Source organism: Janthinobacterium sp. 13, assembly GCF_002749695.1.
GTDB classification, from domain to species: Bacteria; Pseudomonadota; Gammaproteobacteria; order Burkholderiales; family Burkholderiaceae_D; genus Janthinobacterium; species Janthinobacterium kumbetense.
This window is the reverse complement of record NZ_PEEQ01000001.1, coordinates 5,836,656-5,849,537: the sequence shown is the minus strand read 5'-3', so window position 1 is coordinate 5,849,537 and position 12,882 is coordinate 5,836,656. Positions and strand designations below refer to the sequence as shown.

10 protein-coding genes are annotated in these 12,882 nt (G+C 63.3%); 6 read left to right on the top strand and 4 right to left on the bottom strand.

The window, feature by feature from the left end:
• Position 1 precedes the first annotated feature (1 nt).
• A complete protein-coding gene (locus CLU94_RS25645) occupies positions 2-769 on the bottom strand; it encodes an SDR family NAD(P)-dependent oxidoreductase (protein WP_251348468.1) in 768 nt (255 codons plus the stop codon).
• Complete coding sequence (locus tag CLU94_RS25640; protein ID WP_099667729.1) at positions 744-1,472, bottom strand: GntR family transcriptional regulator; 729 nt, start codon at positions 1,470-1,472, stop codon at positions 744-746. Before CLU94_RS25640 ends, CLU94_RS25645 begins: the two co-directional genes overlap by 26 nt.
• 136 nt (positions 1,473-1,608) lie before the next feature.
• On the opposite strand from CLU94_RS25640, the gene CLU94_RS25635 reads away from it, so the two are divergent.
• Together CLU94_RS25635 and CLU94_RS25630 are read left to right on the top strand one after the other, a co-directional pair.
• On the top strand, positions 1,609-2,049 hold the full coding sequence (locus CLU94_RS25635; RefSeq protein ID WP_218965316.1) for an acyl-CoA thioesterase: 441 nt from the start codon (positions 1,609-1,611) through the stop codon (positions 2,047-2,049).
• A gap of 153 nt (positions 2,050-2,202) precedes the next feature.
• Positions 2,203-3,567, top strand: coding sequence for an amino acid permease (locus CLU94_RS25630; protein ID WP_099667727.1), 1,365 nt, complete (start codon positions 2,203-2,205; stop codon positions 3,565-3,567).
• Between the two features lie 76 nt (positions 3,568-3,643).
• Here CLU94_RS25630 and CLU94_RS25625 read toward each other — a convergent pair whose 3' ends face one another.
• Positions 3,644-5,257: a hypothetical protein gene (locus tag CLU94_RS25625; RefSeq protein ID WP_143451552.1), complete on the bottom strand. Its 1,614-nt coding sequence runs from the start codon at positions 5,255-5,257 to the stop codon at positions 3,644-3,646.
• 257 nt (positions 5,258-5,514) lie between these two features.
• Here CLU94_RS25625 and CLU94_RS25620 point away from each other — a divergent pair, with 257 nt between their 5' ends.
• From CLU94_RS25620 to CLU94_RS25610, 3 genes are all read left to right on the top strand, one after another.
• Entirely contained in the window at positions 5,515-6,858 is a 1,344-nt protein-coding gene (locus tag CLU94_RS25620; RefSeq protein WP_099667725.1) for a sensor domain-containing protein, read from the top strand.
• 82 nt (positions 6,859-6,940) lie between these two features.
• Positions 6,941-7,291, top strand: coding sequence for a hypothetical protein (locus CLU94_RS25615; protein WP_099667724.1), 351 nt, complete (start codon positions 6,941-6,943; stop codon positions 7,289-7,291).
• Between the two features lie 57 nt (positions 7,292-7,348).
• The gene (locus CLU94_RS25610; protein ID WP_099667723.1) at positions 7,349-7,792 is read left to right on the top strand and encodes a DUF411 domain-containing protein; all 444 of its coding nucleotides are present in this window, start codon (positions 7,349-7,351) and stop codon (positions 7,790-7,792) included.
• A gap of 97 nt (positions 7,793-7,889) precedes the next feature.
• Here CLU94_RS25610 and CLU94_RS25605 read toward each other — a convergent pair whose 3' ends face one another.
• Entirely contained in the window at positions 7,890-10,121 is a 2,232-nt protein-coding gene (locus CLU94_RS25605; RefSeq protein WP_099668495.1) for an NADP-dependent isocitrate dehydrogenase, read from the bottom strand.
• A gap of 365 nt (positions 10,122-10,486) precedes the next feature.
• Here CLU94_RS25605 and CLU94_RS25595 point away from each other — a divergent pair, with 365 nt between their 5' ends.
• Positions 10,487-12,640, top strand: a complete 2,154-nt coding sequence (locus tag CLU94_RS25595; protein WP_099667721.1) for a TonB-dependent receptor — start codon at positions 10,487-10,489, stop codon at positions 12,638-12,640.
• The last annotated feature ends 242 nt before the right edge of the window (positions 12,641-12,882 follow it).

Below are 12,882 nucleotides of genomic sequence, written 5' to 3'. Positions count from 1 at the left end.
ATTAAATACGCTGCCCGCCATCGATGGGGATTTCCGCGCCCGTGATGTACGAGGCGCGCTCGCTGCACAGGAACTCCACCAGGTCCGCCACTTCGGCCGTCGTGCCCAGGCGGCGCAGGGGGATTTGCGTGTCGACGATGTGCGAAGTGCCCGGCGACAGGATGGCCGTGTCGATCTCGCCCGGCGCGATGGCGTTCACGCGCACGTTCAGCGGCGCCATGTCGTTGGCCATTTCGCGCGTCAGCGACGCCAGCGCCGCCTTCGAACTGGCGTAGGCGGAACCGGCAAACGGATGCACGCGGTAGCCGGCGATCGAGCACAGATTCACGACGGAGCCGCGCGCGTTCGACAATTCCTGCGCAAAGCCGCGCGTCAGCGCCAGCGGCGCAAAGAAATTCGTGTTGTACATTTCCTGCCAGGTCTGCATGTCCGTCGTCAGCGAATTGACGCGCGAACCGCCCGGCCCCTTCGGCGACACGCCCGCATTGTTGACCAGCGCGTGCAATTTGGCGTCGCCCAGCATGGGGCGCAGCGTCTCGACCATCTGCCCGATCTGGCTCAGGTCTGACAAATCCATGCACACATGCGTGTTGTGCTCCTGGCTGCGCGGGCAGCCGCCGGGAATCGGGCTGCGCGAGACGGTGATGACCCTCCAGCCCAGGCTGCGGAAGCGTTCCGCGACGGCATGGCCGATGCCGCGGCTGGCGCCCGTGACGATGGCGGTTTTCTGTTCCATGTTCTGTTCAATCTTGTGCTTGATGTGCGTCATGTTCTTCCTTGTCCTCTTCGGTTGCGCCGGCGTGGATGCGCTCCTGGCGCATCACGTAGGCCAGCATCTGCGTGCCGCCGTCGAGGATGTCCTGCTCGATGGCGCGCCGCGCGGCCCCGCTGTCGCGCTGGCGCAGCGCGCTGATGATGGCGTGATGGTGGCCGACCCGCATGTCGGGCGAAAAGCTGGCATAGCCGGCGGCGATCAGGGGCGCCGTCTGCATCCACAGATGGTCGACGAAGCGTTTCAAGGTCGGCATGCCGGCCGCCTGCGCCAGGCCCAGGTGAAACGCCTGGTTGCATTGCAGCGCCGCGGCCAGGTCGTGCCGTGCGATGGCCTCTTCATTCGCCTGCAGCAGGCGTTCCAGGTCGGCCAGGGTGGCGGCGTCGATGCGCTGCGCCGCCTCCGCCGCGCCCAGTCCTTCCAGTTCCAGGCGCAGCGCGCGGATTTCCAGGTAGCGCGCCACGCTCAGCACGGGCACGCGGAAGTCGCGCGGCGAGCGCAGCACCAGCGCCTCTTCCTGCACCAGTTGCAGCATGGCGTCGCGCACGGGCGTGACGCTGGTGCCCAGCTGCTGCGCCAGTTCGCGGATGCGCAGCCGGTCATTCGGCTGGAAGCGCCCGGCCGCCAGCGCTTCGCGCAGCATGGCGTACACGGACTTGCCCAGATTGACGTGCAGCAGAGTGTCCAATGAATGGTTCATGCGTGTCTTTGATCGCTAATGAATTATGATGCATCATACATCAATGTGAAAAACAGTGTTTTTCCGCGCGTGCGCCGCAGACAGGAAGCGCCGCGAGACCGTACAATCAGCGGCCACCGTATCGAAAGGAATGCTCTTGAACTGGGATTATCCGCACGCCCATACCCTGCCCGTCACGCCCGAACCGGGCGACATCGACGGCTTGCAGCACACCAACAATGCCGTCTACGTGCGCTGGTGCGAGCATATCGCCTGGCACCATTCGGCCAGCCTGGGGCTGGACCTGGACGATTACCGGCGCCTGGACCGGGCCATGGCGATACGCCGCGGCGAATACGACTATTTGCTGCCGACGCGGGCCGGCGAAGCGCTGACCCTGGCCACCTGGCTGTGCGCCAGCGATGGCCGTTCCAGCATGGAGCGGCGCTTCCAGCTGGTCCGCGACAGCGACGGCGCCACCGTCGTGCGCGGACGCTGGGACTTGATCTGCATCGAATTGAGCAGCGGCCGTGCGCGCCGCCTTCCGCCCGAGTTCCTGGCCGCGTACGAACCGGCCATCGTCGCGGCCGGCGCGTAAAAGCGGACGCCTGGGCCGCCGTTTTGCGCGCCGTTCGGCGAAGATGCGGGGCTTTTCTTGCGCCTCCGCAGTGCAACATGCATTTCGCTCCTGATTTGCCCATTCATGCTTTAGAATCAGCGACCTCAGCCCCGTAAAAACAGGATAAAACATATGACGGCAGTCGGGATTACCGAACCACAAGAGCTCAAGCGCGGCCTGAAAAGCCGCCACATCCAGCTCATCGCCCTGGGCGGCGCCATCGGCACCGGCCTGTTTCTGGGCATCGCGCAAACCATCAAGATGGCCGGCCCTTCAGTGCTGCTGGGCTATGGCATCGCCGGCGTCATCGCCTTCCTGATCATGCGCCAGCTGGGCGAGATGGTGGTCGACGAACCCGTCGCCGGCTCCTTCAGCTACTTTGCCGACAAATACTGCGGCCACCTGCCCGGCTTCCTGTCGGGCTGGAATTACTGGGTGCTGTACGTGCTCGTCAGCATGGCCGAACTGACGGCCGTCGGCATCTACGTGCAGTACTGGTGGCCGGGCGTGCCCACCTGGGTGTCGGCGCTCGTCTTCTTTTGCGTGATTAACGCCATCAGCTTGTTGAATGTCAAGGCGTTTGGCGAGATGGAGTTCTGGTTTGCCCTCGTCAAGGTGGTCGCCATCATCGGCATGATCGTCTTCGGCGCGTACCTGCTGGCTTCCGGCGACGCGGGCCCGCAGGCGTCGGTGGCCAACCTGTGGCAGCACGGCGGCTTCTTCCCGAATGGCTGGCAGGGACTGGTGATGGCGATGGCCGTCATCATGTTCTCGTTCGGCGGCCTGGAACTGGTCGGCATCACGGCGGCCGAGGCGGATGACCCGAGCACGACGATCCCGCGCGCCACCAACCAGGCCATCTACCGCATCCTGATCTTTTACATCGGCGCGCTGGGCATCCTGCTGTCGCTGTACCCGTGGCAAAACGTCGTCACCGGCGGCAGCCCCTTCGTGCTGATCTTCCATGCGCTCGACAGCAACCTGGTGGCCACGGCCCTGAACGTGGTGGTGCTGACGGCCGCCCTGTCCGTCTACAACAGCGGCGTGTACTGCAACACGCGCATGCTGTTCGGCCTGGCCAAGCAAGGCAATGCGCCGCGCGCGCTGCTGCACCTGAACCGCCGCGGCGTGCCGCTGGTCGCCCTGGGCGTGTCGGCCCTGGCGACAGGCGCCTGCGTGGTGGTCAATTACTTCATGCCGGGCGAAGCGTTCGAAGTGCTGATGGGACTCGTGGTGTCGGCGCTGATCATCAACTGGGCCATGATCAGCTGGATCCACCTGCGCTTCCGCGCGCAGAAAAAAATCGAAGGCAAGACGACCCTGTTCCAGAGCCTGGGCTACCCGTTCACCAACTACCTGTGCCTGGCGTTCCTGGCCGGCATCCTGGTGATCATGTACCTGACGCCGGGCCTGCGCATCTCCGTCTACCTGATTCCCGTGTGGCTCGCCGCGCTGGGCGTCGGTTACTGGATCAAGCAAAGCAAGGCCAAAGCGTAAGCTGTTTGCGCCGCATCAAACAAAAAGCCCGTCTTCGCAGGAAGACGGGCTTTTTTTGATATGAGGCAAGGGGCGATTAACGGACCGCCTCCTCGGGCGGCACATCGGCTTGCCACAGGCTGATGGTCTGGCCCGCATACGACTGCAGCAGCACGTCGTCGCTCAAGGTCAGCAACGCCTGCTTGCGCTGTTCCAGGCGCGCTTCGGGCGTCATCTCCTTCTCGCCCGACTTGTACGGCCCCAGCACGGGCAGCAAGTCGCGCAGCACGGAGAAATTGCCCGGCGTGGTCTTGTCCGATTGCAGCTTGCCCAGGAAATACTTCATGACGTGTTCGGACTGGCTGCCCTCCTGCCGCAAGCTCGCCTTCACCATCTTGCCATCCTTGTAGGCCACTTGCGCCTCGCTGCTGGCCGCATCCTCGATCTGGTGGTAGGTATAGTTCTGCGACTCCGTGTTGCCCAGCAGGCGCAGCGGCACGCCGGGGACCAGCGTCTGGTGGTAGCTGGCGCTCAGCTTCGATTGCTGCTGCTGCCTGATCGAGCGCTCGTCCTGGCGGGCGCCGGCCTGCTCCGTCTTTTGCGACACTTCATAATTGAAGCCATCCTTTTCCGCGCTGCGCATGGGATTGCTGAATTTCACGGTCTGCGACACGGAGGCGCTGAAATCGGCCAGCCCCGTCAGGATGGACTTGTCCTCGGCCGCCAGGCGCCACTTGCCCGTCTCGGGATTGTCCGTGGCCACTTGCGGCGCGGCGGTATTGCTGTGCAAGGCAGTGAAGCTATCCTTGAGCATGGCCACCAGGCCCGCGTCGCCATGGCCGCGCGATGCCGCCTGGTCGAATTGCTTCATATAGCTGCCCAGCGCCTTGGCTTGCCGCTCGGGGCTGCCCAGGGTATTGAGCGCGCTGGCATCGACCTTCAGGTCCAGGCTGCCGGCCTCGCCGCTGAAGCTGACCTTGCGCTGCGCGCCATCGGCCTGGAAATCCAGGGTTTGGGTACTTTCCGTTTCGCCGCGCACCTTGACTTCCGCATGCAGCTTCACCGACTCGAGCACTTGCTGGTCGAACTGCATCAAGCCTTCCAGCTTGATTTTCGGCGTGCTTTGTCCCATGCCGTCGATGGCTTCCTGGAAACCTTTTGCCAGCTCGCCCAGGGCGCTCGCTTCAGCGTCGCTGAGGTCGCCGCTGGTCGTCATGTTCACGGCCAGGCCGTCGCCCTGGCTGTCGAGCGACAGCTTGACTTCCACGCCGCTCTTCGTCGTGATGCTGAGGGAAACCCGGTCTTCGCCATTGCCATGCAGGCTGCCGGGCGCGATGCCGGACGCCGCATAGATGTTCGGCGTGGTGCTCGGCGGCGGCTGCCGCATCGCCTGCGAGAAATTGTAGTTTCCCAGCTTGGCTTGTCCCAGCATGGCCGCGCCCAGGCCGCTGAAGCGGCCGCCAAACGCATACGAAGAAAAACTCTTCGTCATCGCCTCGCTCACCTTGTCGCGCGTCGCGCTTTCCCACACCATCGGCGGTTTGACGAACGCCGCCGGCTTGCCGTCGTTCACGCTTTCCGGGCTGAGAGCAACGATGGACGATGGCGTCGATACGGGCGACGGCGCTGCCGCCTCCGCGCGGTTCGACGTGGCGGCGGCAGCCCGCGACGGGGCGCTGTTCCAGCTGGACAGTGGAGAAATGGAGGTCATGGCGCTGTCACCTTGCAAATGGAGAGAAGATGCATCATAAAAGTTCGATATGGTTAAGTATTTTGCAATTACCTGGCGCCAGGCAAACCTTGCGTCACGTTATCTGGCGTGATGGCAAGTACTGCATGGCAATACTGCATTAACGGCAAGAAACGGAAAAGCATGAGCGTCGGGGAAATGAAACATTTTCATGCCGCCGACCTCGCCTACCCCCAACAAGTTGAATCACCGCCGGGAATGTCCATTAAAATGCCACCATGGAACACAAGATTCTGCGCGCGCCGCTGGCCAGCTTTACCGACTTGTTGCTCGATGCCGTGTGCATGGTCGACGTGGAGGGGCGCTTCGTCTTCGTCAGCGCCGCCTGCGAACGCATCTTCGGCTACACGCAGCAGGAAATGATCGGCAAGCTCATGCTCGACATGGTTGCCCCGGCCGACCGCGCGCGCACCCTGGCCGCCGCGCGCGCCATCATGGATGGCCATGCGCAGACGCACTTCGAGAACCGCTACCTGCGCAAGGATGGCAGCCTGGCGCACATCATGTGGTCGGCCCGCTGGTCCGCCGCCGACCAGCTGCGCGTGGCCGTGGCGCGCGACGTCACCCTGCTGAAACAGGCGCAGGCAAAGCAGGCCGCGCTGTACGCCATTTCCGAAGCCATGCAGGCGACGCAAGACTTGTCCGCCTTGCTGCACCGCATCCAGCACATCATCGGCGAACACTTGCCCACGCGCAGCCTGACCTTGCTGCTGCATGACGAACACGGCGCCCAGCCTCCCATGACCTCGCATGCCGACGACAGCGCGCCGCAGCCCACGTCATCGCTGGCCAGCCTGCTGTGCGACGAAGTCCTGCGCAGCGGCCGCCCCCTGCTGCTGCAGGCGGGACAACTGGCCGGCCTGCCGGCCGCGCTGCAAACGGCAGCCTGCGCCCTGTCCTCGTGCTGGCTGGCCGTGCCGCTGTATTCTTCCCTGGGCAGCATCGGCGCGCTGGCCTTGCAAGGCGGCCAGGATGCCGTCATCGGCACGGAGCAGGACCAGGATTTGCTGCAATTTGTCGCCAAGCAACTTGCCACCGCCATCGAGCGCCGGCAGTTGCAGACGCAGATGCAATTCATGGCCATGCACGACGAACTGACCCGCCTGCCGAACCGCCGCCTGTTCCACGACCGCCTGCACACGGCCTTCGCGCGCGCGCACCGCCAGGAAGGCCGGCTGTCGCTGCTGTTCCTCGACCTCGACAACTTCAAGCGGGTCAACGACGACCACGGCCATGCCTGCGGCGACCTGCTGCTGCAAACGGTGGCGAGCCGCCTGCGCGATTGCATGCGCGAAACCGACACCCTGGCCAGGATGGGCGGCGATGAATTCGTCGTGCTTTTGGAAAGCAATGCCGCACCGGCCGACGTCAGCCTGATCGAGCAAAAGATCCACGCGGCCCTGGCTGCGCCGCTGCATCTGGGCAACGGACAGCATTTGCAGATCGCCGTCAGCATCGGCGTGGCCCACTATCCTGAAGACGGCGATACCATGCAACTGCTGCTGCGCCATGCGGACCGCGCCATGTATGCATCGAAAATGCTGGCCGCCGCCTCGCGCTAGCGGACGCCCGCTCCTGGCGGCAGTTGCCCCTATGCTATACTTTCCGGCGATGCTAAGACTCTTCAAAACATGGCTGATCCTGATGCTGATCGCGGCGGTGCCGCTGCAAGCGGCCGCTGCGGGCGCCACGCGGCTGTGCGCGCCGCTCGCTGACGAGCCTGCCGTCGCGATGACAGCGGCTTGCCAGCATCACGCTGCGCCATCCTTCGCCATCCCGCACGACGCCGGCACGCCGGAAGACGACAAGACTCCTGCCAAGCACCCCGCGTGCGGCGCCTGCGCCAGCTTTTGCCTGGGCGCGCTGATGCCGCCTGGCCTGGCCCTGCCTGCCGCCGCCTGCAGCGGCGCGCAACACACCATCGCTACGGCCACCTTGCTGACGGGATTCATTCCCGACGGCCCACGCCGGCCGCCGCGGCCGCTTTCCGCCTAGATCCCAAGCAAGCCACCAAGGTGGCCACGATAGCCCTATTCCGTCTGAAAGCAACACATGATCAAACATTTCTTATTGCGCGGCGCCTTCGCCGCCATGCTGGGCCTGCCCACGTTCGCCATGGCGGCCCTGCCCGTCATCGAAGTCTACAAGAGCGCCTCGTGCGGCTGCTGTGCCGACTGGATCAAGCACCTGGAAGCGAACGGCTTTACGGTCCGCGCGAAAAATGTCGAGATGCCGGCGCAATACCGCAAGCTGGCCGGCATTCCCGACGCGCTCGGCTCCTGCCACACGGGCCTCGTCAACGGCTACGCCATCGAAGGCCATGTGCCGGCCAGCGAGATCAAGCAGTTGCTGCGCGACAAACCCAAGGCGAAAGGCCTGGCCGTGCCGGCAATGCCGATGGGCTCGCCAGGCATGGAAGGACCGCGCAAGGATGCGTATGACGTCTTGCTGGTCAAGAACAATGGCAGCACCGAGGTCTACAAGCATTACAAGTAAAAAACCTGCACGGAAATGAAAAACGCCGCCGGAATCGCTTCCGGCGGCGTTTTTTTATCAGGCAGCAAGCAAGAACTTAGTGCCTGTCAAGACTGCATCAGATGCTGTCCAGCACCGCATTCAGGCTGGCGCTAGGACGCATGACGGCTTCCGTCTTCGCCGGATCTGGCAGGTAGTAGCCGCCGATATCCGTTTCCTTGCCTTGTACTGCTTTCAGCTCGGCAACGATCTTTTCTTCGTTGTCGGCCAGGGCCTTGGCCACCGGCGCAAAATGCGCTGCCAGTTCCGCATCGTCCTTCTGCGCAGCCAGGGCTTGCGCCCAGTACATGGCCAGGTAGAAATGGCTGCCGCGGTTGTCCAGCTCGCCGGTACGTGGCGATGGCGACTTGTTGTTGTCCAGCAGCTTGCCGGTGGCTTCATCCAGGGTTTTTGCGAGGATTTTGGCCTTCGCATTGCCCGTCTTGATGCCCATGTCTTCCAGCGACACGGCCAGGGCCAGGAACTCGCCCAGCGAATCCCAGCGCAAATGGTTTTCTTCCACCAGTTGCTTGACGTGCTTCGGTGCCGAACCGCCGGCGCCCGTTTCGTACATGCCGCCACCAGCCATCAATGGCACGATCGACAGCATCTTGGCGGACGTGCCCAGTTCCAGGATCGGGAACAGGTCGGTCAGGTAATCGCGCAGGATGTTGCCGGTCACCGAGATGGTGTCCAGGCCGCGGAAGGCGCGTTCCAGGGTGTAACGCATGGCGCGCGTTTGCGACATGATCTGGATGTCCAGGCCCTTGGTATCGTGCTCCTTCAGGTAAACCTGTACCTTCTTGATGACTTCGTTTTCGTGCGGACGATAGGAATCGAGCCAGAACACGGCAGGCATGCCCGAATTGCGCGCGCGCGTGACGGCCAGCTTGACCCAGTCGCGGATCGGTGCGTCCTTGACCTGGCACATGCGCCAGATATCGCCCTCTTCCACCGTTTGCGTCAGCAGCACTTCGCCTGTTTCCAGGTCGGTGATGTTGGCGATGCCGCCTTCCGGCACTTCAAACGTCTTGTCGTGCGAACCGTATTCTTCCGCTTGCTGCGCCATCAGGCCCACGTTCGGCACGGTGCCCATGGTCTTCGGATCGAAGTTGCCATGCCATTTGCAGAAGCCGATCATTTCCTGGTAGATACGCGCGAAAGTCGATTCCGGCATGACGGCCTTGACGTCCTTCGGACGGCCATCGGCGCCCCACATCTTGCCGCCGATACGGATCATGGCTGGCATCGACGCATCGACGATGATGTCGTTCGGCGAATGGAAGTTGGTGATGCCCTTGGCCGAATCGACCATGGCCAGTTCCGGACGGTTGGCGTGGCAAGCGTGCAGATCCTTGAGGATTTCATCCTTTTGCGACGCTGGCAGGGTTTCGATCTTGTCGTACAGGTTGCTCATGCCATTGTTGACATTCACGCCCAGCTTGTCGAACAGTTCGGCGTGCTTGGCGAACGCGTCCTTGTAGAAGATGCGCACGCAGTGGCCGAAAACGATAGGGTGCGAAACCTTCATCATGGTCGCCTTGACGTGCAGCGAGAACATCACGCCCGTCTTGAAGGCGTCGTCGATTTCCTTCTCGTAGAACTCCAGCAGCGCTTTCTTGCTCATGAACATGCTGTCGATGATTTCGCCCGCTTGCAGGGAAACCTTCGGTTTCAGCACGATGGTCTTGCCCGAGGCCGTGACCAGTTCCATCTTGACGTCGCGCGCCTTTTCCAGCGTCAGCGATTTTTCGCCGTGGTAGAAGTCGCCATGGTGCATGTGCGACACGTGCGTTTGCGACGACTGGCTCCACTCGCCCATCGAATGCGGGTGCTTGCGTGCGTACTCTTTGACGGCCTTCGGTGCGCGGCGGTCGGAATTGCCTTCGCGCAAGACCGGGTTGACCGAGCTGCCGATGCACTTGCCGTAGCGGGCTTTCAGGGCTTTTTCTTCGTCCGTCTTCGCATCTTCCGGGTAATCCGGCAGCTTGTAGCCACGGCCTTGCAATTCGCGCACGCAGGCGATCAGCTGGCCTTGCGAGGCGCTGATGTTCGGCAATTTGATGATGTTGGTGTCCGGATTCTGGGTCAATTTGCCCAGTTCAGCCAGGGTGTTCGGGACTTTTTGCGCGTCCGTCAGGAATTCGGGAAATTCAGCCAGTACACGGGCCGCCACCGAAATATCGCTGGCGACCACGTCCACGCCAGCCGGCGCGGTGAATTTTTTGATAATTGGCAGCAGGGAATACGTCGCGAGCAGCGGCGCCTCGTCAGTCAGCGTGTAGATGATTTTGGATTTTTGTGTTGCCATGTTCATTCCCTTGTATGCGGTGATGCCTGGTGGTTAACTTTCTTCATTCCAAACACAGGACGGTTAGCCTTGCTTTGGACGGCTAGTGTGCCGGCGGTGACGCCGTGCTTGCCCACCACGTATTTTAGACTGTCCTGCCGCTGTTTGTGTATCAGATGGCGACGAATCTTATATAAGACAGCAAATATCCGGATCTGAGGGCCTAGGATGGCCATTTTCCGCGCTGAAATGCCCTCCAGGCATGCGCGCGGCATGTATGCGGCCGTGGCGGCAATGAATATATTAATCATTATAAATCGTAATGATTCTCATTTATAATATCTTGTGTGCAATTCCTCCCTATCAACTTTATACGCTTGCCCCTGATGCCCATTCCATATTCCCGACTCGCCCACCCCCACCTCACCACCCGATTGATCCTCGCCGGCCTGCTCGTCGCCAGCGTGACGCCGCAGGCGATCGCCCAGGCGACGGCCGATGCATCCGCCCCGCTCGCCACCGTGCTGGTCAACGGACAAGCCGAAGCGGACGCCGGCGGACAGATCGCCAAGAGCGCGCGCGCCGGCATGCTGGGCGAAAAAGACTTGCTCGACACGCCGTTCAGCGTCAACAGCTACACCAGCCAGCGCATGCTGGACCAGCAGGCGCTGACCCTGGCCGAGGTGCTGGGCGGCGACCCGTCCACGCGCTTCACGGGCCAGATCGGCGGCGTCACGGATTCCTTCTTCATCCGCGGCTTCCCCCTCAACGAAGGCAATCTGAGCGAAGTGGCGTTCGACGGCGTGTATGGCGTCTCGCCCAACTACCATTTGTTTACGGAGTATCTGCAGAGCGTGGAAGTGCTCAAGGGGCCGGCCGCCTTGCTGTACGGCATGTCGCCGAACGGCGGCGTGGGCGGCGTCGTCAACGCCGTGCCGAAACGTTCCTTGCCGCGCGACCTGACGCGCCTGACCGTCGATTACGGCGCGGGCTCGCAGGCTGGCGCGGCCATCGACGTCAGCCGCCGCTTCGGCGAGGAGCGGCGCTTCGGCATCCGCTTCAATGGCTTGCACCGCCAGGGCCGCACGCCGCTCGACCACCAGACGTCGCGCGCGGAAGTGGCGGCCATCGCCCTCGATTACCAGGGCCAGCGCCTGCGCGCCTCGCTCGACGTGATCGAACAATACCAGTGGATCGACGCGCCCACGCGCCCCTTCCTCGTGGCCGCCCGCCTGCCCGTACCGGCAGCGCCCGACGGCCGTCGCAACATCGCCCAATCCTGGGGCTGGTGGAAGTCCAACGACCTGGCCACCCTGGGCAAGGTCGAATACGACTTGAACGACAACGTCACCGTGTTTGCCGACGTGGGCGGCACGCGCTCCGACGTGTCGCGCTATTCGGACCAGACGCCGACCATCACCAGCGCGGCCGGCGACATGACGGTCACGCCCATGAACTGGAAATTCCGCGTGCGGCGCGCCAGCGCGGACACGGGCGTGCGCGCGCGCTTTCGCACGGGCGGTGTCGAGCATGCGCTGGTTGTGATGGGCAATGTCTACCAGGACGAATTTGGCAGCGTCAGCAATTCCGGCAAGCTCATCACCTCGAATATCTACCACCCTGTCGCCGTGGCCGACCCCGGCATTGCCGCCCCGGCCCGCGCGCCGAAGCTGTCCGCCTCCACCCTGTCCAGCCTGGCCGTGGCCGACACCCTGGACATGCTGGACCAGCGCGTGCAACTGACCCTGGGCGTGCGCCGCCAGCTGGTCGAAGCGAAAAACTACCATGCGACGACGGGCGCGCTGACCACGCACTACAAGCAGGGCGCCCTGACGCCGCTGGCCGGCATCGTCGTCAAGCCATTGCGCCACGTGTCGCTGTACGCGAACTATATCGAGGGCTTGAGCAAGGGCGATATCGCGCCCAACATCGCCGACAACGCGGGCCAGGTCTTCGCGCCCTACAAGAGCAAGCAGTATGAAGTGGGCACCAAGGCCGATTTCGGCGTGGTGCTGGCGACCCTGGCCGTGTTCCAGGTGACGAAACCCAGCGGCCAGCTGTATGGCAAGGTCTACAGCATGGACAGCGAGCAGCGCAACCGGGGCCTGGAACTGAACCTGTCGGGCGCCGCCAGCAAGGCCGTGCGCCTGCTGGCCGGCATCACCTTGCTCGACGGCCGCCTGGTGAAGACCAACAACGCCGCCACCATGGGCAAGCGCCCCGTGGGCGTGCCTACGTCCATGGCCAACCTGGGTGGCGAATGGGATGTGCCGTACTGGCCCGGCCTGACGGCCACGGGCGCCGTCAGCTACACCGGCAAGCAGTTTGTCGACCAGACGAATCTGCAGTCGGTGCCGTCATGGACCAAGGTGGACCTGGGCTTGCGCTACCGCACGGCCATCGCCGGCAAGGCGACGACCTTGCGCGGCGGCCTGATGAACGCGTTCGACCGCCATTACTGGGCCGGCGTGGCTTCGTATGGCACCGTCTCGCAATCGGCGCCCCGCAGCGTGCAACTGTCGGCCGCCGTGGATTTCTGACGGGCGCCGGCATCGGGCATCGCCCGGCTGGCGCATGCACTGCGCGCCAGCCGCAAAGCAAGAAACAGCAGAAACAGTAGAAACACAGTAAAAATAGCAAGAAGCAGACCAAGCCACCGCTGATGGCGGCAGGACCCAACGCTGTTCCTGCCGCCATCGGCAAACGGCGACACTCCCCCAGCGGCTCGATACGCCGCCCCGCACCGCATTCCATACCTCCCTGCCACTGCCCGGCGCACTGC

Bases quoted from the DNA above. Each gene is read 5' to 3' on its own strand.
- CLU94_RS25645 (WP_251348468.1), bottom strand. From the start codon at position 769: ATGACGCACATCAAGCACAAGATTGAACAGAACATGGAACAGAAAACC.
- CLU94_RS25640 (WP_099667729.1), bottom strand. From the start codon at position 1,472: ATGAACCATTCATTGGACACTCTGCTGCACGTCAATCTGGGCAAGTCC.
- CLU94_RS25630 (WP_099667727.1), top strand. From the start codon at position 2,203: ATGACGGCAGTCGGGATTACCGAACCACAAGAGCTCAAGCGCGGCCTG.
- CLU94_RS25625 (WP_143451552.1), bottom strand. From the start codon at position 5,257: ATGACCTCCATTTCTCCACTGTCCAGCTGGAACAGCGCCCCGTCGCGG.
- CLU94_RS25620 (WP_099667725.1), top strand. From the start codon at position 5,515: ATGGAACACAAGATTCTGCGCGCGCCGCTGGCCAGCTTTACCGACTTG.
- CLU94_RS25615 (WP_099667724.1), top strand. From the start codon at position 6,941: ATGCTGATCGCGGCGGTGCCGCTGCAAGCGGCCGCTGCGGGCGCCACG.
- CLU94_RS25610 (WP_099667723.1), top strand. From the start codon at position 7,349: ATGATCAAACATTTCTTATTGCGCGGCGCCTTCGCCGCCATGCTGGGC.
- CLU94_RS25605 (WP_099668495.1), bottom strand. From the start codon at position 10,121: ATGGCAACACAAAAATCCAAAATCATCTACACGCTGACTGACGAGGCG.
- CLU94_RS25595 (WP_099667721.1), top strand. From the start codon at position 10,487: ATGCCCATTCCATATTCCCGACTCGCCCACCCCCACCTCACCACCCGA.